Here is an 18,536-nt window from a genome sequence, read left to right as displayed (position 1 = left end):
TTGCCGGTGGTATCTCTTTCGGACGGTCATTCACTTGTGCTTGTCCATCGATGAACTATGCTAAGTGTAGACCTTTTTGACCGTCCGTCCCGTATATCCGAAAGGTAGGAAAAACGGCGGTAAAAGCGGCTATTTCTACGCTTTCGGAAATGTGGTAGAATAGATACATCAAAAAGACAAATTAGAATTTGAGGAGGAGATACTGTATGCTTGGAACAGTTGTTAAGGTAACAGTTGATAGACCATTGGGGAGTTATCATCCAGAACACAAGGATATGTATTATCCAATAAATTATGGGTTCGTTGAGGGAATTACTGCACCCGATGGAGAAGAACAGGATGCTTATATTCTTGGAGTAAACGAGGCGATAAAAGAGTTTACGGGAAAAATAATAGCAATCATTCATAGATATGATGATGTTGAAGAAAAATGGGTCGTGGTTCCAGAAAATATGCATTTCAGCAAAGAAGAAATATTGAAACAGGTTAATTTTCAAGAACAATATTTTCAATCAGAAATTCGTATGTAACTTTCAGTTTGTAGTGACAATTAAAGGAGGGTATAACATGGCTCTAACCATACAAGAAAAGCTAAAAGACCTGCGTGTGGAGCGTGGCTTGAAGTTGGAACAGCTTGCGGAACGAACCGGGCTTTCCAAGTCTGCGCTGGGCAGCTATGAAACCGATGATAAGGAGAGATAGCGATTATGAAAAAGAGCAAAAAATAGTGAAATATATTAGAAATGCACTCATATTATTGATAGGCCTTGTGTTTATTTTTTTGCTGGTTAGATTGGTTGGTAGACAAATAAACAATCGTACACCAGCTGGCGGAATTAATGAGTCCTTGTATGTAGAGATAAATGGTGTCAACCAGTGGATTAGTATTTATGGGGAAGATATAGACAACCCCGTCTTGTTGTATCTTCATGGAGGACCCGGATCATCAACAAGTGCTTATGATTATGCATTTACAAGGAAATGGGCAGATGTATATACTGTTGTTACATGGGATCAAAGAAATTGTGGTAAGAGTTACGATAAAAATCAAAATGACACGGAGTTAACCTATGAACTCATGATGAGTGATGGATTAGAAATGACAAAATATATTTGTGACTACTTTAATATAGATAAAATTACGTTATTAGGTCATTCGTGGGGAACGTATTTAGGTAGTAATCTTGTTTTGAAATATCCTGAATATTATGATTGCTATATCGGTACCGGACAGATGGTGGATATGTATGAAAATGAGGTTGCTTTCTATAAAGTTGCATCTGAATGGGTAGGAGAAGATGAAGAAGAGAAATTGTCAAATGTTGTGGATGAAAAATCCTGGGATTTGTTTAGGCTGCAATCTGTAAGATTCCATCTACAAAAGTTTTATCTTCTTTGACCAGCTGGAGCTTTTCAAAACCTTTGAGCCGTCTCCAGTTCTTTTCAGCTTCCTTGCAGAGCTTAAACACCATTGCGAGCGTGGCATCCGCAGAACCATTTCCTTTAGTTGACCTGTGCCTTAGCCTTACCGTTGCGAACATCGATTCAATCGGGTTTGAAGTCCTGATATGAACCCAGTGCTCTGCCGGATAATCATAGAACCTGAACAGGTCATCGTAATCTTTTGCAAGGCACTCCGTTGCTTTCGGATATTTCAGCTCATACGTATCAATGAAATGCCGATAGGCATCCTGTGCGTGCTGTTTTGTGTCTGCAAGAAAAATATCCTGAAGTTTCTTTTTAGCCGCCGGCTGAACGCAGTCCGGCATTTTGTCCAGCACATTGCCCGTCTTGTGAAACCAGCATCGCTGGATTTTCATCTGACCCCAGACTTTATCCACTGCATTTTGAAATCCAAGCGCTCCGTCACATATTGCAAGTTTTGGAGCTGCCGTAAGTCCGCGGAATTTCAAGTCGCGCAGAACCTCAAGCCAGGATTCCTCACTTTCACGCACTCCCTGATGAACTGCCACAAGCTCCTTCTTTCCGTCTACTGTAACTCCAATTATTACAAGGAGACAGAGTTTCTGGTCATCAAGCCGGGCATTGCAGTAGACACCGTCAGCCCACACATATACGTATTCTTTTCCGTCAAGCCTTCTGTGTGCCCATTCGTTATATTCTTTCCGCCAGACCTCCTTGAGTCTTGTTATTGTTGCCGGAGAAAAGCCTTTCGCGCCTTCTCCGAAAATCGCCGTTAGCGCATCCTGAAACTTGTTTGTGGAGATTCCTTTCAGGTACAGCGTTGGAATCACGTTCTCAAGTGTCGGTGTTTTCCGCATGAACCTGGGAAGAATCGCACTTGTAAAACGCTCTGGACCAGGAAGAGCACGGTCGTCAATGCGAGGCTGGCGGACTTTGATTGTTCCGCATGTCGCCTGAATTTCACGTTCCGGCATATAGCCGTTTCTGACCACCGTCCTATGTCCGTCTGCATCCAGCTTATGCTGATGTTTCTGGATGAACTGGTCAACTTCGCTTTCCAATGCCGCCGCGAGCATCTTTCTTGCCGATTCCCGGACAAGATTTTCAAAAAAATCTGCACTTGCTGTAGTGCTTTTTTCCAAATTCCACTGTAAAATATTTTCCATAAGAGACTGTCCTTTGTTTTTGTTTGGTTTGGTCATTAAACTTTAACAAATCTCAGTCTCTTTTTCTATTTTTAATTTAACTCATCCACAACTTTTGAGTATAACTCGAATAATATTCTTTTGCATTACAGTGAATCGATGAAAAGAAAACATCATGTAATTCTAATTCTTCGCCTGTTTTATATTTTCGTATTTCAATCATTTTTTAATTATCGTAATAGTTCTATACAATCAATATAATAATTACCAAAAGAATTTTCCTGAGCATTAATTTTCATAAAATTTTATTTTTTTGTAAAATTGTTTGATACTGCAGTACAGCATTGCTCTAATCCAATATATTTTATTCCATATTTTTGAAAACATAAACATATATTGCAGAGTAAATTTGAAACAAGGAGCACAGCGACGACAAGAAAAAGTGTGGCAGAGTCGAGTCAGACAATATGAAGAGACCTCCAGTATGTTATTAATCGCGGATTAGCAGCATACTGGAAACCAATACGTGCATACCGCACACAAACGGAGGCCCCTTCATGAATAGAATAGTTTATATTGGAATGGATGTCCATAAGGACACGTACAGTCTTTGCAGTTTTGACTCTCATGAAAACTATATGTTTTCAGAGACAACGATTAAATCAGAGACTACTGCAGTACTTGCATATATTAAGACGATCGAAAATCGTTTTAAGGATGATGATGTGATGGTCGTCTGCGGATACGAGGCAGGGCCAACTGGATTTTCATTATGTCGAGAGCTCCAAAAGAAAAATATATCCTGCGTTGTTATGGCGCCATCATCACTGCCTAAATCGACAGATGATAAAAAAAAAAAAACTGATAAAATCGATGCTCGTCAGCTCGCCCTGCATTTAGCTCATAACACCTATAAATCAGTGAACGTCTTAACGCCAGAAATGGAAACGATTAAGGAATTAACCCGAACCAGAGCTACCGCATTGAAAGCCCAAAAGAGAGCAAAGCAAATTTTGCTGTCCTTCTTACTGAGAAAAGGCATGGTATATCCCTATGGCAACAGATCTAAATACTGGACGCAAAAGTTTTATGCTTGGCTCAAGACTCTCGAGTTCACTAATGATATCGAACGCTACTCTTTTGAAGAATATCTTTCCGAGGTCAATCACCAAATGAGCAGGGTATCCAGGCTCGATGACAAAATCGCAGAAATTGCGGAAACCCCCTTAATCAAAGATGACGTTAAAAAACTATGCTGTTTCAGCGGTATCAGCATTCTTACCGCCGTAACTCTTATTTCTGAGGTCGAAGACTTCAATCGTTTTGAAAAGGCAACGTATTTCGCAAGCTATCTTGGTTTATGTCCGGGTATTCATGCAAGTGGTTTATCAAGCCAAAACAGGGGAATCACAAAGGCAGGAAATAAACACTTGCGATGTCTATTGATCGAGGCCGCACAATCCATGAGCCACTCGCAGTTATGCGGGAAAAAATCGCTTCGTTTATTAGCGCGGCAGAAAGACATGAATCCTTTGATTGTTTTCTATGCCGATAAAGCCACCGAACGTATCAAACGAAAAAGGAACTCAATGATTTTTCGTGGTGTCAACCCAAACAAAGCGACGACTGCAGCCGCCCGTGAAATGGCCTGTTTTATTTGGGGAATGATGACGAATAATATTGCATAATTATTGTGTTTTGCTCGGGGACAAAGTTTGACGATTACGCTATTCAAGTCATCGTCGATTCAACCGTAAGGACAGTTCTTTTTATTACAAAGATCTGAATCCTATTGTCAGAGAGGACGGACTTATTTCTGGCGGACCATTGACCTGTGGTATCCAATCCACGTATATGAGAGTGGTCAAGCCGTTATAAATCGTCAGCTTTGTCCCTTTTCTATGTTGACAGAGGTCTCATCATATGAGGTTGAAGCAGTTGTTAGGTTTTTCTGGTATCAATCATCAAAGAAAAATTATTATTCATTTCCCGGTTAAAATCCTATAAGCATTTTCATACCAATCAGCATTTACGATATCAAACTGATACTGTGTGGTTGGTGTGTCATCCTCAATAATTCTAAATTTCAATGAACCACCTTTCATAAGTGCGTTATGAATAATTCTTGACGCACTTTCACCGAATGATAATCTATCTGAATAATTAGTTGCAGATAAAGAGTTACGTTTCCCATCTTTATCTTGGATTTGTACGGAATAGGTTTCTTTTGAATACGCCTTTACAGGATTATTCCCTGCATATTCAAACAACATAATATCTATGTCTGAACTACTATTTATTAAGAACCGAACATCAAGAGGTGAATTCTGAGTGGCAGTATTGCTAAAAGTGCCACTTATCAAATTTGTATTTCTAATATAGCCGTCTTTTGTAGGCTCACCAAAATTGTCAACATAATGAGTTACCTGCCAAATTCCGGTATTGTTTAGATTTTCCAAGCGAATTCTTTCTTTCTCTTCTGCTTCCTTCCTGAGCGCTTCTTCTTTTTCCTTTGCGTCTATTTGTCGAGATATCCTGATTATCTCTGGCTTTTCCATTTCTTCAGGATGATATTTTTCGAGCAAAGCAAGTTTCTCTTTTGCATCTGTGAAATTGCTTTCTTCGAAAGCTTTTTTTATTAATGCAGAGGTACGTGCAGCACCATTGATATACTCATCCAAATCATTTCGCAAGGTTTGAATTTCTGATTTTAATGCCTCGTTTTCATGTTGTAGCTTTTCATAATCAGTTTTCGGAACTCCACAAGATGATAAGAAAAGAGCAACAATAAAAAATTCTATAATCTTTACTGCATTCATGTAAATCCCCCTCATTTCAAATAGTTGATAAAGAACTTATCGCGCCGAAGGCGTCAACCTAACATTGATTTAACCCGCAACGCGTACATGGCGCACTTTTTGCCGCGCCTCAAGCGCGAAGTTGCAAAAAGTGTGACATAGCGTTGTCGCGGTTGAAATCGTTGTTAGGTATTTTCAATTTCTAACTTCCACTTCTATTTCATGGAGCAATGATAATCAAAAGATATCTTTGATTTGCTCACTTCTTGGAAATCTTTCTTCCCATTTCTAACTTCTGGATTCTCTTAGCATCTAACTTCTAGGGAGCTAACAAAATGCATAGTTCATGGTTGACTTGCCGAAGGCATAGACCTAACATTTCTTCGTCGGTTCCTCATAACATCCTTATTCCCCTAGTTTCCGTCAGTATAAGATGCCTATCCGACTTGATTATCCTTTATATTATCACAAATTATTTAACTTTATGAATATTTTATAAGGATCCGTATAACTCCCCGTTATTCAAAATAAAAGCCGTTCTCACATCTTTCAACACCCGGCGATGTCAATCGATAAGTTATAAAACTTGACTACAAACGATCTAACGGACTGCTCACTCCGGAAGGCCCCTTATTCAACACGTGCGTATAAATCATGGTCGTTTTTACATCCGAATGACCAAGCAGTTCCTGCACGGTGCGGATATCATATCCGTTTTCAAGCAAATGAGTAGCAAAGGAATGCCTGAATGTATGACAATTTCCCCGTTTATAAATACCGGCATCCCGCACGGCTTTTTGTACGGCTCGTTCCATTATCGATGCATCAATATGGTAGCGCCCCTGCATACCGGTATCCGTATTTTTCCATCGATTTTTTTGCGGAAATACCCACTGCCACGCAAAATCGGCGGAAGCGCCGGAATATTTTTTACGCAAGGCAAAAGGGAGTGTAACGACACCCCATCCGTCGGCGATGTCTGCCTGATGCAGTTGCTTTACAGAAACGATATGCGCACGTATTTTTTTTTCAAGTATGTGCGGCAGCATCGTCCGTCTGTCCTTTGCCCCTTTTCCATTCCGTATGATAATCATATTATGCGCAAAATCAATGTCCTGTATGCGCAGACAGAGACATTCACTTAAACGCATACCGGTTCCGTACAGCAGTTGTGCAATAAGCAGTTTTTCATCCGACAGCTGATCAAAGATTGCACGTACTTCATCTTTACTGAATACTACCGGAATATGTACCGTTTTTTTTGCCCGAATAACGGATGCAAGATTGCAAGGTTCAGTTCCTTTTATATATCTGAAATAAAAAAGGAGCGCAGCCAGCGCCTGATTTTGCGTTGAAGCACTGACGTTTTTTTCCGTAACGAGTTCAGTCAGAAAAAGGTTAATTTCAGTTTGAGATAACAGAGCCGAAGGTATGGAGGCAAAACGTTTACCGAATGCAATCAGCCATTTTGCATATGCCTGTACGGTTCGACGGCTGTAGTGTTTTGCTTCAAGTAACGTTACATATTTTGTGATATCCGGTATTCCGCATCGTACGGAATCGGGATTTGAAACCGGATTCTGCGCAGAATAATCAAAAAGGTGCGTTTCCGCCAGGGTTTCAAGCAGCAGATCAATCGTTTTTTGTGTATTCGGAACAGACCAAAACTTTCGGGTTGCACTCCACTGTCTTTCGGGAATTTTTCTGACAGCATTGAGAACAGTCGAATTATAATCGAAAGAAACTGCAATTCTATTTTCTTCAATACTGAACAGCGTAACATTCATAACTGTGTTTATGACTCCGCATACATACAGGCCGGGAAACGACCGATACAACCAGAAAAGAGCACCATAACGGACAAACGACGACTTGATGATAAAATGTAAAAAAAGCAGGACACAACAAGCCCTTTCGTCTGACTGCCGCAAAAACAGGACGAAACGTGATGAGACAAAATGAACTCAGCATTAAAAATGCTCAGTAAACCGCGATGTAAATATAAAGCTGACGTTCTATAGACCTATTAAACAAGGTCGCCGAAACTAACTCTCATTTAACCGGAGAAATCTCCGTGTTAGTTATTAATTATAACATACCTTGTGCATTTTGCAAGAGAAAAAAGCGGAAAAAATATTTTATCACTTATTACCGAAACTCTCCGAACGACAACTGGAAACATCCGCCTTTCTTATTGGTTTTTAAAATAAGTTTTTCGACGGCTCCGTTACCGACTCGCCGCATACGTAAGAAATTCAGGCGTTTTTGTCCAATACGTTATTCCCCAATTTTCAAAATTCCAGGCATCCGCATACGGATTGCATTCGTAATCGATATAATACAACAACTCACGATTTACGATAAAATTCGTCGGAAAATAATCTATATTTATACCGATAGGATACAATACGCTGCACATGAGCCGCACCTGCCGCACGTACGGCAACACGTCTTTATCTGCAAGTACGTACTCGTACACGGTGTTCCCGGGAACGTATTCTTTTAAGATACGCTCGTGTTCCGTATCGCAGTCAATCAGAAAAGGAATCCTGATACCGGCGGAGCGCAGCGTCCCGTAATCGCGCAATTCGGCTTCAAGTTTATCTGCAAACGTATAGTAACTGCACGGTTCATGATGTATCTGTTTTACAACGTACTCTCCGCCGCAGCCGCGAACCAGATACGAATAACCGCCCTTTCCTTTTCCGAGCAGCGAAACGATATCGAACCTCCGTCCGTTCACCGTTATTGAAGACTGTTCCACTATACGGACTCCTGATTGCAAATAAGTATTTCCGCAAAAAAACCGCGCTAGGATATTTTTGCACCTTTAACGAGCTTTTCATGATAAAAATAATTGACGAAATCTATATTGCGGGCCGTACAATAGGAATCGATTTCAAGTGCGAGCGATTCCCAATACTGCCCGTTTTTGTGAATGAAAATTTCGGTATACAATTCCGATAACTGAGGATACGACCGATAGATATACGAAAGAATTGCAGATTTGTACGAACCGCGCAGATTCAGGTTTTCAAACCAATACGTGTCCACGAACGGCCGTGACCGTTCGATAAGCGCCCTAAAATCCGTAATACCGGGAAACATCGGTGATATGAACAACACGGTACGGATTCCGTTTTCATGCAAAGTCCGCAGCGCTTCAAGGCGGGCCTCCACCGGAGCGGCGCAGTCCATATCACTCTGAAAACGTGAATCAAGCGTGTTCAGCGAAACGGAAACCGTCAAATTGCGGCATTTTTTGAGCAGATCGATATCTCTCAGAATCAAGTCGGATTTGGTCGAAATACCCAATACACAATCCGCAGTACACAACTGTTCCAAAATACGCCGGGTCAGCCGGTATTTTTGCTCATACGGGTTATAGCAGTCGGTAACGGATGAAAGGAACACCGATTTTCCGGTTATTTTATGCATGTCGATCGGTGCGCTGCACTGTTTTATATCGATAAAGCTGCCCCACGGTTCGTTATGCCCGGTAAAACGCTTCATAAAGCTCGCGTAGCAATACGCGCACGCATGAGGGCAGCCGACGTACGGATTGATGACGTAATCGGCAGTCGGCAGATTCGATTTTGAAAGGAGATTTTTGGCAGAAACGGTTCGCTCAACAATCGGCACGGTCTGCCCCCCGCACAGCGTTCAGGGACACGGCAAGTTTTTCAAATTTCGCGGCGGAAGGTATTTCGTTCGTGATAAAACGCCCGTCGTGAAACAGGCTGAACGACGTGCACGGCGAAGGCGACCGTCGGGCCTGCTCGGCCGTCTCAAAACGCACGGCAGTAAACGGCACGCCGAGTTTCCGCGCGGTTTCTTCCAGAATCGGCACGTATTTTGCCGGAAACGGACACTGGTGCGAATAATACACGGTGAATCCCGTGCAGGCCGGCGCTGAAACCGACGTCTCAGGCAGCGCTGAAACCGTCTCTGCCGCGGCATTCTGAGTCGAGGACATCCCCGTAAATGGCTCTCCCACGGCGACCGTCGTTTCGGTCGGCAGACCGGACGATTTCAAATGCGGCAGAAACGAAGGCTTATCAGAATCAAAACCGGCGGCGTCAAACGGCAGATAATACAGCACGAAATTCGGCTCCGCACGGTCTGCCGGCAAAAATCCTTTGTGCTTCAAAAACGCCGGATCCGCCAAGAACGGTAATTTCCTTTCAGCAGAAAGAATGACCAACCCTTTTTTACCCTTTTCCGTACTGTCGGCAACGCAAGACGCAAGCAGCGCGTCCGCGTTTCCCTGCCCGGCAAACTGACCGGACACCCATAAACAATTTATGTACATATAATCGGGTGCGCAGATCGGTGCCCACGCGCGTTCGGCGGGAATATATTCGATAAAACACTTTCCCCGGACGTTTCCCTTCGTAAACACCAGACCGTCGGTAAAGCGTGCGTTCAACCACGCCTTTTTCGAGGAGACCTGACAATCAGATTCGCGTGAAATCGCACAACAAATATGTTCGCGCGCCAGGTTTTCTTTCGACAGCGTAACAAATTCCATATATACCTCCCGGCACATGTAAAACGGATCGATTCGGAAATCCGGTACGGTGCACCCGCCGGCTCCGTTACACGTGAACGCATTATCATATCATAAGAAACCTGACAACAGTATGTCATGTTCCGCCCGTTCAAAACTAATCCGCCGCACGCTTACAACCAATTTTCCCGATCGGCAAGCGCGAACAGTTCCCGCCGCGAATGAATATCAAGTTTATAATATACTTCCTTGCGGTGCGTATCCACCGTATTGCGGCTGATGGAAAGCTTTCCGGCAATTTGCGTACTGCTGTAACCATGCAGCAACAGTCCGCGCCGCCAAAGCGTATATCGTATACAGCAGCTCGATGCGGGACCGGAACACTTCCAAAACGAACGAATGAACAAGCATGGCGATGGTGACGAACGCGGGAAACCCCGCGATAACCCAGCGCGACGGATACAGACGGAACACGGACAAACCGAAATACACGATCAAAGAAAACATGATAAAAGAAAAACCGATCGTCGCACACGCCGCGTATGTCAGCAGCGGCAGCACTCTGGAAGCAAGAAACAGGATAAAACCGGCACAGGCGACGCTCATAAAAACCGAAAACGCCGTGAACGCACCCACGCGTTTTCGTTTCCATAAATAAAGAAATAAAAGCGCACCGGCCATCGACGACGCGTACGTTACCGACAAGCCGAACCGGACGCTCTCTGCGGCGTTCAGTCCCATCTGCATTATCATCGTAGCAAAAAATATCAACGCAAATAAACCCGCAACAAGTCCCCCGCTGCGCCTTTTTTTTGCAGGCCGCCCGTTGCCCGCACCGCTGGCATCCGTTTCGCGCCCGCCCTTACCGTAATAATCGCCCTTACCGCAACAGCTGTCGCCGCCGGAACAATCACCGCCGCCGCGGCAATCATCACTATCGGAACAACGGTCGCCCACGAACCGGACGTCGAGCCTGACCGGAACCTGCAGCCAAGCGGCGAGCATTCCGCCCTGAGCCAATAAGGACACGAGCGCAAATTCGTAAAATGAAACCGAAAACAGCCCGCCGTGCAGCGCGGCAATAAAAACCCCCGGAAACAGCACGGAGACAGCAGCCTGCGTCAAGGCGCTTTTTTCCGTAAAACAGAGAATCGTAACCGCAAAACAGTTCCCGAACAATAACATGCAGCAAAACGTTTCAGTCAGAAACGCCGCCTGAAGCAGCGCTTCCGGCAGCGGAAAAAAAGCGCCGCCGAAGCAGCTAAAGACACCGTCAATCCTACGCGCGAGGTCACCCCTATCCGCCGCGGCAGAAAGTAAACCGACAGCACGGAACAAATCCCCCCTATCGCAATAACTGCCGCCGTCGACGCAACCGAGCCCGGAAGAACCGTACGGCCCTCGACGGAAAACGAATTTCCGGCAAAATATACCACGCCGAACTGCCACAAGGTAAAACACTCGAATCCGATCAGCATCGGTATGCCGATCTTCCTCCTCAGACAGTCGTTCCGCGCGACAAGCCGCTTAAAATCAACGTTTTTACTCATACTGAAATTATAACACGGATACATGAATATAACAAAAGAAAACGCTTTTACGCCGCAAAATCACCCGTTTCGGGTGATTTTTTTCCATCTGATCTCAACTTATACTGAAACGAAGCGTCCGGTACGGTTTCTCCGGGAACTACGCGGCGCCGATCAATTCAAAGCAGGAGGATATATGAAAAAAATTATTTTGCCCGTACTGTTGCTGTGCGCCGCGGCGGCGATTTCTGCACAGGGAATCGGTATCCAAGGCGGACCGGCCATCGGTATCATGGATAACGGAACGACGGAAGCTTCGTTCGCCGAAGACGTCGCGATTACGTTCCGGTTTACGGAAACCAGCCCGTTCGTATTCGGACTGAGCGAATCGAACGGCCTCAAAAGGTTCGCCGTGTTCGCAGATTTCTGGCTTATCAACAAACCGCTGACGGAAACGTTCAATTTATACGCCGGAGCGGGAGCCTACGCGGGAGCGGCGATCAGTCCGTTCAGATTCAGCGTCGGCGGCCGCATTCCGATCGGTGTCAACGCGTTTTTTCTGAACGATTTCATAGAACCGTACGCCCAAATCGTTCCTTCCGCCGGATTCGCGTTCGGCAGCGGCGGCGGACTGCAGGTATCGATTCCGGTCAACATCGGCATCAGGTTCTGGATCAAAAACAAACCGGACTTCAACGGAATCAAAGCCAAATATACGGGAGCCGTTCAGGCGGGCAACGCGGCGGCAATGCAAGCCGCCTTCAATCAAGTGTTCGCCGCCGCATTCTATGTCGGCGGATTGTATCCCGATTATTACACCGCACTGGCCGAAGGACAAGGCATCAGCTGGAAGCAGAAACAGTACGACGCGAATGAAACGAACGAAACGGCAAGCGAAATTGCGCTGCTCAAAAAAGTTGACGGCGCGGACTCCTGGTGGTATTTGCGCTACCAAGTCGACGGCGAATCGCTTGAATTTGAAGCCCTCATCGACACGCAGCTGCGCGTAAAGAAAATACGGTACTACGATTCCGAAACGAAAGATATCGAAGAATACGTCTTCCCGGTACCGTCCTCTCCGACCGAATCATCCGGCGCATACGCGCAATCGGCCGCACTGATGGGCCTTCCCGCCGATTTTGCAGCCATCAAAGAATACTCGCAAGGCACCGAAAAAGTTTCGGTTCCCGCAGGTTCCTGGAACGCCGAAAAACTGGTCTACGAATACGGTTCAAGCAAAGAACGCATATCGTTCAAATGGTGGATCTCACCCGACGTTCCCGGTGAACTGCTGAAATACGAATACCGCTACGGAAACGAAAGCAGCGCCGACGGTTCGCTCGTTTCGGTAAAATCGGGCTATAAAACGAAATTCAGCTCGTATTGATCTTTATTTTGAGCGCCCCGTAACGCAAACCGGCTTTTCGGGGCTTTCCCTCCCGGCCGGTAAAAGGGAGCGCGGACCCGCCGAAAAACGATCGGCGTATCGGTCGCCCGCGCCCCCTTTCACCCGGTCTTCGACCGGCCCCTCCAATCCGGGCTAGTCTGAATGCGCCCGGAAACGGGTCCCGTGCAAACGATAGCGCGCACGGCCGCATTCATTCGCCGCTCCGCACGCAATCCCCTCAGTTCCATCCGTTTCCGCTCCGTCCGCTGCACCGCACGGATAAAACGCCTTTTATTTTCAGATCAAGTGACGAATTCTGCATACCGGTGTGTTATATTATACGACAGGAACAAATTGTACAATGAAGTCAAAAACGAACACGACAGATTACAACTTCGCGGAACTGTATGAAAAGTACGGACCTATGGTCCTGCGCCGCTGCCGATACCTGCTGCAAAATGAAGAAAACGCAGTAGACGCAATGCAGGATGTCTTTGCCCGGATACTCGAACACAAGGATTCTCTGACCGGAGTTTGTGCCAGTCTGTTTTACACTACGGCGACCCGAGTGTGTCTGAACAAAATGAGGGCGGACGCAATCCGCTGGGCGCCGCAGATAGAAGACGTCATACAGGAAATCGCAGACACCGCCGCCGCGCACGAGCAGGTAACGGACGCCGCGCTTTTTCTGGACACGATCTTCAACGGAACCAAAGAATCGACGCGGAACATCGCGCTGATCCATTACGTAGACGGTCTGACGCTCGAAGAAACCGCAGCTCAGGTCGGCATGTCCGTATCGGGAATCAGAAAGCGGCTGTCCGCGCTGCGGAAAAAGGCGCATACCTGCGCCGGAGGAACACGATATGAAAGATAACGCATTCACATACGAACGGATCCGTCTGGGAGAACTCAGCGGCGGCGGCGCATCCGCCGAATACCTGCGGCGGCTGGAAGAATCTGATCGGGAAATTTTGGCGGCGTATCCGGCGCACCGCATGGAACCGGACGTTCAGCGCAAACGGTTCCGGCTGCACCGGGAAACGGAAGTAAAACGCCGCGCCGCCCGCCATATGTTTTTAAGCGTATGCGTACCGGCCGCCGCGGCCGCGGTATTGGTCGCCGCCGTTTCTCTGGGAATACAATCCCGGACGGCGGACGCCGCCGCCAGCCCCGACAAAGCCGCCGCAATCAGAGTCAAAGGCGCTGCGCAAAACGCACTGCACTTGTACAAACAAAACGGCGACGGTATCGTACGGCTTAAAAACAGGGATTCCGCCGCCGCGGGCGACCTCATTCAGATAAGCTACGTTGCAGCCGGCGGATACGGCGCCATATTTTCGATCGACGGAAACGGTATCGTTACCCGGCACTTTCCCGATACCGACGTCAGCGCGGAACTTTCCGCAGGAAAGGAAATACCGCTTGATTTTTCATACGAACTCGACGACGCGCCGGTGTTTGAACGGTTCGTATTCGTAACGGCGGAAAAACCGTTTTCCGTACGGCAGATCACGGCGGCGCTGCGAAAAGAACATCCGGCGGACATCATGACGTCGGACTTATCCGAATGCGTTCCGCAAAACGCCGCCGTCAGCGACATGCTGATATTAAAATAGGAGAGACACGATATGCCGAATAAAATGAAAACGTTTGCCGCCGCCGTATATGTACTCGCAGCCGCAGCCGCAGCATTCGCCGCACCGGAGGCGGCTGAAAATCAAGTCGCCGTCGAGCGGTACGCCGTCTACGTCGCTTCGAACGAAGGCGGCGGCGGACGAGAAACGCTGTGGTACGCGGGAAGCGACGCCGTCAGATTCGCCGACACGATGACCGAAATCGGCGGCATTCCGCAGGAAAACAGTTATCTGCTGCTTTCTCCCACCAAACAAATTGTCGACCGAACTGTCGATGAAATCACGGAACGTATCAAAAAAAGCGGAACGAACGCCAAACGTACGGAATTCATCTTTTACTATTCGGGTCATTCCGATGAAAACGCCTTGCTGTTCGGCGAAAATTCCTACGGATACGAAGAGCTCAAAGAGCGCATCAACGAAGTTCCCAGCGACGTGCACGTCGTCATACTCGACTCGTGTTTTTCCGGCAATTTCGTTCGGGCTAAAGGCGGCCAGCGCCAAAAATCGTTTCTGGTGGACGATTCCAACATCGTCAAAGGACACGCGTATCTGACGTCAAGCTCCGAAAGCGAAGCATCGCAGGAATCGGACAGCATTCAAGCGTCGTTTTTTTCTCACGCAATGGTCACCGGCTTACGGGGTGCCGCGGATACATCCGGCGACGGAAAAGTTTCCCTGAACGAACTGTATTATTATGCGTTCAACGAAACGCTCGCGCTCACGGAAAACAGTTCCATCGGCCCGCAGCATCCGGCGTACAACATAACGCTCGTCGGCTCCGGAGATTTGGTGCTGACCGACATTTCCTCCGCCGAATCGGTACTCGTCATTCCATCCGGAGCGGAAGGCAAATTCCTTATCCGTACGCAGGCAGGCCGCCTCGTCTCGGAAATAAACAAAATTACCGGCAGTAAAATGGCGCTCGCGCTTCCGGCCGGTTCGTATATCGTTACCGTAATCACTGCAACAGCGACGGCACAGGCATCCGTCGTCTTAAAAAGCAGCGAAACGTATCTATTCGACTCAACCGAACTTAAACCGATTTCACGGGTGCGGAACACGGCCCGCGGAGCAGACAATCCGGAACCAGAAGATCCGGCGGAACCGGAAGAAACCGCGCTCGACGAGTTGAAAACCGGCACACCGGTCGTCGTCGGATTCGTACCGGGACTGACGTTCCCGTTCAAGCCGGACGATTTGGTTAATTTGTCGGCGAACATGCTCGTCGGCAAAAATACGTACGTTGTCGGCGTTCAAGGATCGGGTCTGATAAGTATCGTTACGAAAGACATGAAAGGCATACAAGGATCCGGCTGGACTTCTGTCGTCAGCGGCTCGATGACCGGCATTCAGAGCTCAGGCTTGGTCAATACAGCCGGTTCCGGTTCGGGAATTCAGGGAGCGGGACTGGTTAACGTCAATGCCAGTGATTTCAAGGGAATTCAGGCAGCGGGTCTGGTTAACGTCAATAAAGGCAATTTCAAAGGAATTCAGGCAGCGGGTTTGGTAAACACTACGTCGTATATCAGCGGATTACAAGCTGCCGGTATCGTTAACGTTGCCGATACGGTTGAAGGCGTTCAAATCGCGCCGATCAACGTTGCCCACCACTGCAAAGGTGCCTCTATCGGACTGCTGAACTTCATATACGACGGCATCATGTCGCCGGCGTTCTATTTCGATACCGAAGGCAACATGTTCGTGCAGTATCAAGGCGGTACGAAAGAATTCTATACCACCTGGCTGGCCGGAAAGAACGTACGGAAAGACTCGTATGCAATCACCGGATTCGGCGTCGGCTGCCGGACCGGATGGAAGCACTTTTCTTTCGATATGGAATTGATTTGGAAAAGCGTTTTCGACATAGCGTTTTTATCACAGTATAACGAACAAATGCACGTACTCGTTGAAAATAACGCGCCGTCGCAAACGATTGAAGCAAAAGGCAAAGAGCTGCTGTCCTATTTCAGCGGAATGAACATGCCGTCTGCGCGCGTTACCGCGAACGTGTCGATTTTCAAGCACCTGTCTTTCTTTGCCGCGTTCACTGCGGATCTGCACGTAAGCGGTTGGAACGACGGCGCGTTCGCCATTTGGGAGCACAGGAACCCGCTGCAGTTCACGGTCTCGGATACTGCCGTCGCACTGTACCCGTCGTTTTCGTTCGGCGTGAAATTTTAAACGCACAGGCACGGTATCCGGTCGGCAAAACATCCGTTTAAGCCGACCGGGTTATCGGACCTGATACGGGAAACCGCCCTCTTGACTTATAATCGTTCCTTCAGCATACTGTGGACATGTTTTCCAGAAAGACCAAAATCGTCTGCTCGATGGGTCCCACCACTGCCGACGACAGTATAATAGAACAATTAGTGCAGGCCGGCATGAATATTGCCCGTTTCAATTTTTCGCACGGAACACACGATACGCACAAAGAAGCAATGGATCGGGTAAAGCGGGTATCCGCAAAATTGAAAATACCCGTCGCGCTGCTGCTTGACACGAAAGGGCCCGAAATCCGTACCGGCATGACGGCCGGCGGCGGAACGGTTACGATCCGCACCGGCGACACGATTCTGATTACCGTCGACGGGCAGGAAACGACGGCGGCAACTGAATCGCAGCCGGCACGGCTTTCCGTAACCTGGACGGCACTCCCTGAAAAAGCCGTTCCCGGCGTCCGTATACTCATTGCCGACGGTCTCTTGGAACTCGACGTTACCGAAGTTACCGGCAAAACGGTGCGGTGCGTCGCGCGTAATACCGGCAGCATCGGAAGCCGGAAAAACGTCAATCTTATCGGCATACACGCGGGGCTTCCGATCATAAACGATCAGGATAAAAGCGACCTCGCGTTCGGCGCCGAACAGGGAATCGATTTCGTCGCCGCAAGTTTCGTCAGTTTTGCATCCGAAGTAAACGAAATCCGCCGGTACCTTGAATCAATCAACAGCCGCGCAAAAATAATCGCCAAGATCGAAAACGAAGAAGGGCTCAATAATATAGAAGAAATCGTTAAAGCGGCGGACGGTGTCATGGTAGCCCGCGGCGATTTGGGCGTACAGCTGCCCACCGAACGGATTCCGCTCGCCCAAAAACATATTATCGAAATATGCCGCCGATCGGGCAAACCCGTCATCACGGCGACTCAAATGCTCGACTCCATGATCGTCAATCCGCGTCCCACTCGTGCCGAACTGACCGACGTGGCGAACGCCATCTTCGACGGTACCGACGCCGTCATGCTTTCAGGAGAAACGGCGAACGGCGCCTATCCGGTGGAAGCCGTAAAGACGATGGCGCGCATCGCCGTTACCGTTGAAGATTCCGCGGAATTCTGCAGGAAAATGAATACGGAAGACATGTCCGACGAATACTATCCGATCGGCAACATCGGTCTCATAATGGCCAGAAACGCTTATACCACCGCGCGCGACGTAAAAGCGATGGTCATCATTGCGCCGACTCTTTCGGGGCACACCGCTCATATGATAAGCAAATACCGCCCGGAACAAGCCGTCATCGCGGTAACGCCGGATCCCGTCGTAGCGCGCCAGCTGCTGCTGTACTGGGGCGTCGTACCGCTCCATACGAAACGCGCGGACGACTCGAACGAAATGATTCAAAACGCTGTAAAAACGGCGCTCGACGCCGGCGCTATCCATATCTCAGACCGAATCGTATTGGCGGCCGGCGTACCGCTGTTCAGCCCGCTCATGCTGAACACGGTGCGCGTACTGATGGTGGGCAACGTACTCGCTCGCGGTTTATCCGGCGGCAGCGCCGATCCTGAAAAACCGAAAGCATCCGGCCGCATCGTGCGCGCCGCAACTCCCGGCGAAGCGCGGGGTCTGCTCAAACATCACGGCGGCGAAATTCTGGTCTGCCGGAACATCACGCAGGAATACATACCGATACTGCGCATAGTAAACGGTGTTATCGCCGAACACGGTTCAGAACTTTCGGAACAGATTCTGGCTATGGTCAATCCGAATCTGGTTTGGCTTACGAGCGTAGCCGGCGCCACGACGACGCTCGAATCGGGACTCGTCGTCACTATCGACGGTACACAGCTGCTCGTATACGAAGGTACTATTTAAGT

Annotated in this window: 18 protein-coding genes; 9 read left to right on the top strand and 9 right to left on the bottom strand. The window is 47.8% G+C overall.

Annotated elements, in window-relative coordinates; translation table 11 throughout:
- Window positions 1–206: 206 nt before the first annotated feature.
- From TREBR_RS05800 to TREBR_RS14070, 3 genes are read left to right on the top strand one after another with little or no spacing between them, the layout of a single operon-like run.
- Window positions 207–530, top strand: coding sequence for an inorganic diphosphatase (locus TREBR_RS05800; RefSeq protein WP_013758269.1), 324 nt, complete (start codon window positions 207–209; stop codon window positions 528–530).
- Between the two features lie 37 nt (window positions 531–567).
- Entirely contained in the window at window positions 568–702 is a 135-nt protein-coding gene (locus tag TREBR_RS13580; RefSeq protein WP_083816453.1) for a helix-turn-helix transcriptional regulator, read from the top strand.
- Window positions 677–1,399, top strand: coding sequence for an alpha/beta fold hydrolase (locus tag TREBR_RS14070; protein WP_083816452.1), 723 nt, complete (start codon window positions 677–679; stop codon window positions 1,397–1,399). The genes TREBR_RS13580 and TREBR_RS14070 overlap by 26 nt, the downstream gene beginning before the upstream one ends.
- Here the strand turns inward: TREBR_RS14070 and TREBR_RS05795 are convergent.
- Window positions 1,350–2,591: an IS256 family transposase gene (locus TREBR_RS05795; protein ID WP_013758161.1), complete on the bottom strand. Its 1,242-nt coding sequence runs from the start codon at window positions 2,589–2,591 to the stop codon at window positions 1,350–1,352. The two genes, TREBR_RS14070 and TREBR_RS05795, sit on opposite strands and share 50 nt — an antisense overlap.
- 536 nt (window positions 2,592–3,127) lie before the next feature.
- Between TREBR_RS05795 and TREBR_RS05790 the strand changes: the two genes are divergently transcribed.
- Entirely contained in the window at window positions 3,128–4,258 is a 1,131-nt protein-coding gene (locus TREBR_RS05790; protein ID WP_013758268.1) for an IS110 family RNA-guided transposase, read from the top strand.
- Window positions 4,259–4,552: 294 nt separating this feature from the next.
- Here the strand turns inward: TREBR_RS05790 and TREBR_RS05785 are convergent, their stop codons facing one another.
- From TREBR_RS05785 to TREBR_RS05755, 8 genes are all read right to left on the bottom strand, one after another.
- Window positions 4,553–5,389, bottom strand: coding sequence for a hypothetical protein (locus TREBR_RS05785; RefSeq protein ID WP_013758267.1), 837 nt, complete (start codon window positions 5,387–5,389; stop codon window positions 4,553–4,555).
- A 569-nt stretch (window positions 5,390–5,958) separates the two neighbouring features.
- Complete coding sequence (locus TREBR_RS05780; RefSeq protein WP_013758266.1) at window positions 5,959–7,155, bottom strand: integron integrase; 1,197 nt, start codon at window positions 7,153–7,155, stop codon at window positions 5,959–5,961.
- Between the two features lie 440 nt (window positions 7,156–7,595).
- Window positions 7,596–8,132 (bottom strand): BUD32 family EKC/KEOPS complex subunit, encoded by a 537-nt coding sequence (locus TREBR_RS05775; RefSeq protein ID WP_013758265.1) that lies wholly within the window; start codon window positions 8,130–8,132, stop codon window positions 7,596–7,598.
- Window positions 8,133–8,179: 47 nt separating this feature from the next.
- Entirely contained in the window at window positions 8,180–9,010 is an 831-nt protein-coding gene (locus tag TREBR_RS05770) for a radical SAM protein (RefSeq protein WP_013758264.1), read from the bottom strand.
- Window positions 8,997–9,899 carry a YoaP domain-containing protein gene (locus TREBR_RS05765; RefSeq protein WP_013758263.1) on the bottom strand — a complete coding sequence of 301 codons (903 nt, stop codon included), beginning with the start codon at window positions 9,897–9,899 and terminating at the stop codon, window positions 8,997–8,999. Before TREBR_RS05765 ends, TREBR_RS05770 begins: the two co-directional genes overlap by 14 nt.
- Window positions 9,900–10,051: 152 nt before the next feature.
- Window positions 10,052–10,159 (bottom strand): LuxR C-terminal-related transcriptional regulator, encoded by a 108-nt coding sequence (locus TREBR_RS14785; protein WP_425358332.1) that lies wholly within the window; start codon window positions 10,157–10,159, stop codon window positions 10,052–10,054.
- The gene (locus TREBR_RS14635; protein ID WP_041610349.1) at window positions 10,113–11,063 is read right to left on the bottom strand and encodes a hypothetical protein; all 951 of its coding nucleotides are present in this window, start codon (window positions 11,061–11,063) and stop codon (window positions 10,113–10,115) included. The genes TREBR_RS14785 and TREBR_RS14635 overlap by 47 nt, the downstream gene beginning before the upstream one ends.
- Window positions 11,064–11,080: 17 nt before the next feature.
- On the bottom strand, window positions 11,081–11,428 hold the full coding sequence (locus tag TREBR_RS05755) for a hypothetical protein (RefSeq protein ID WP_156786618.1): 348 nt from the start codon (window positions 11,426–11,428) through the stop codon (window positions 11,081–11,083).
- Between the two features lie 175 nt (window positions 11,429–11,603).
- Here TREBR_RS05755 and TREBR_RS05750 point away from each other — a divergent pair, with 175 nt between their 5' ends.
- The 5 genes from TREBR_RS05750 to pyk all read left to right on the top strand — a co-directional run bounded on the left by TREBR_RS05750 (window position 11,604) and on the right by pyk (window position 18,534).
- Complete coding sequence (locus TREBR_RS05750) at window positions 11,604–12,794, top strand: hypothetical protein (RefSeq protein ID WP_013758262.1); 1,191 nt, start codon at window positions 11,604–11,606, stop codon at window positions 12,792–12,794.
- A gap of 361 nt (window positions 12,795–13,155) precedes the next feature.
- Window positions 13,156–13,671 (top strand): RNA polymerase sigma factor, encoded by a 516-nt coding sequence (locus tag TREBR_RS05745; protein ID WP_013758261.1) that lies wholly within the window; start codon window positions 13,156–13,158, stop codon window positions 13,669–13,671.
- Window positions 13,661–14,413: a hypothetical protein gene (locus tag TREBR_RS13575; protein WP_013758260.1), complete on the top strand. Its 753-nt coding sequence runs from the start codon at window positions 13,661–13,663 to the stop codon at window positions 14,411–14,413. The genes TREBR_RS05745 and TREBR_RS13575 overlap by 11 nt, the downstream gene beginning before the upstream one ends.
- Before the next feature lie 12 nt (window positions 14,414–14,425).
- Window positions 14,426–16,615, top strand: coding sequence for a caspase family protein (locus TREBR_RS05735; RefSeq protein ID WP_013758259.1), 2,190 nt, complete (start codon window positions 14,426–14,428; stop codon window positions 16,613–16,615).
- A gap of 116 nt (window positions 16,616–16,731) precedes the next feature.
- Window positions 16,732–18,534 carry a pyruvate kinase gene (pyk, locus tag TREBR_RS05730; protein ID WP_013758258.1) on the top strand — a complete coding sequence of 601 codons (1,803 nt, stop codon included), beginning with the start codon at window positions 16,732–16,734 and terminating at the stop codon, window positions 18,532–18,534.
- Window positions 18,535–18,536 lie beyond the last annotated feature (2 nt).

It is taken from the genome of Treponema brennaborense DSM 12168 (assembly GCF_000212415.1).
Classification (GTDB): Bacteria; Spirochaetota; Spirochaetia; order Treponematales; family Treponemataceae; genus Treponema_F; species Treponema_F brennaborense.
The sequence above is the reverse complement of the archived record's forward strand: the minus strand, read 5'-3'. Positions and strand labels throughout refer to the sequence as shown.

Coding starts and splice junctions, on each gene's coding strand:
- TREBR_RS05735 (WP_013758259.1), top strand. CDS start 14,426: ATGCCGAATAAAATGAAAACGTTTGCCGCCGCCGTATATGTACTCGCA.
- TREBR_RS05785 (WP_013758267.1), bottom strand. CDS start 5,389: ATGAATGCAGTAAAGATTATAGAATTTTTTATTGTTGCTCTTTTCTTA.
- TREBR_RS05795 (WP_013758161.1), bottom strand. CDS start 2,591: ATGGAAAATATTTTACAGTGGAATTTGGAAAAAAGCACTACAGCAAGT.
- TREBR_RS05755 (WP_156786618.1), bottom strand. CDS start 11,428: ATGAGTAAAAACGTTGATTTTAAGCGGCTTGTCGCGCGGAACGACTGT.
- TREBR_RS05765 (WP_013758263.1), bottom strand. CDS start 9,899: ATGGAATTTGTTACGCTGTCGAAAGAAAACCTGGCGCGCGAACATATT.
- TREBR_RS13580 (WP_083816453.1), top strand. CDS start 568: ATGGCTCTAACCATACAAGAAAAGCTAAAAGACCTGCGTGTGGAGCGT.
- TREBR_RS14635 (WP_041610349.1), bottom strand. CDS start 11,063: ATGTTATTGTTCGGGAACTGTTTTGCGGTTACGATTCTCTGTTTTACG.
- TREBR_RS05790 (WP_013758268.1), top strand. CDS start 3,128: ATGAATAGAATAGTTTATATTGGAATGGATGTCCATAAGGACACGTAC.
- TREBR_RS13575 (WP_013758260.1), top strand. CDS start 13,661: ATGAAAGATAACGCATTCACATACGAACGGATCCGTCTGGGAGAACTC.
- TREBR_RS05750 (WP_013758262.1), top strand. CDS start 11,604: ATGAAAAAAATTATTTTGCCCGTACTGTTGCTGTGCGCCGCGGCGGCG.
- pyk (WP_013758258.1), top strand. CDS start 16,732: ATGTTTTCCAGAAAGACCAAAATCGTCTGCTCGATGGGTCCCACCACT.
- TREBR_RS05745 (WP_013758261.1), top strand. CDS start 13,156: ATGAAGTCAAAAACGAACACGACAGATTACAACTTCGCGGAACTGTAT.
- TREBR_RS05800 (WP_013758269.1), top strand. CDS start 207: ATGCTTGGAACAGTTGTTAAGGTAACAGTTGATAGACCATTGGGGAGT.
- TREBR_RS14070 (WP_083816452.1), top strand. CDS start 677: ATGAAACCGATGATAAGGAGAGATAGCGATTATGAAAAAGAGCAAAAA.
- TREBR_RS05780 (WP_013758266.1), bottom strand. CDS start 7,155: ATGAATGTTACGCTGTTCAGTATTGAAGAAAATAGAATTGCAGTTTCT.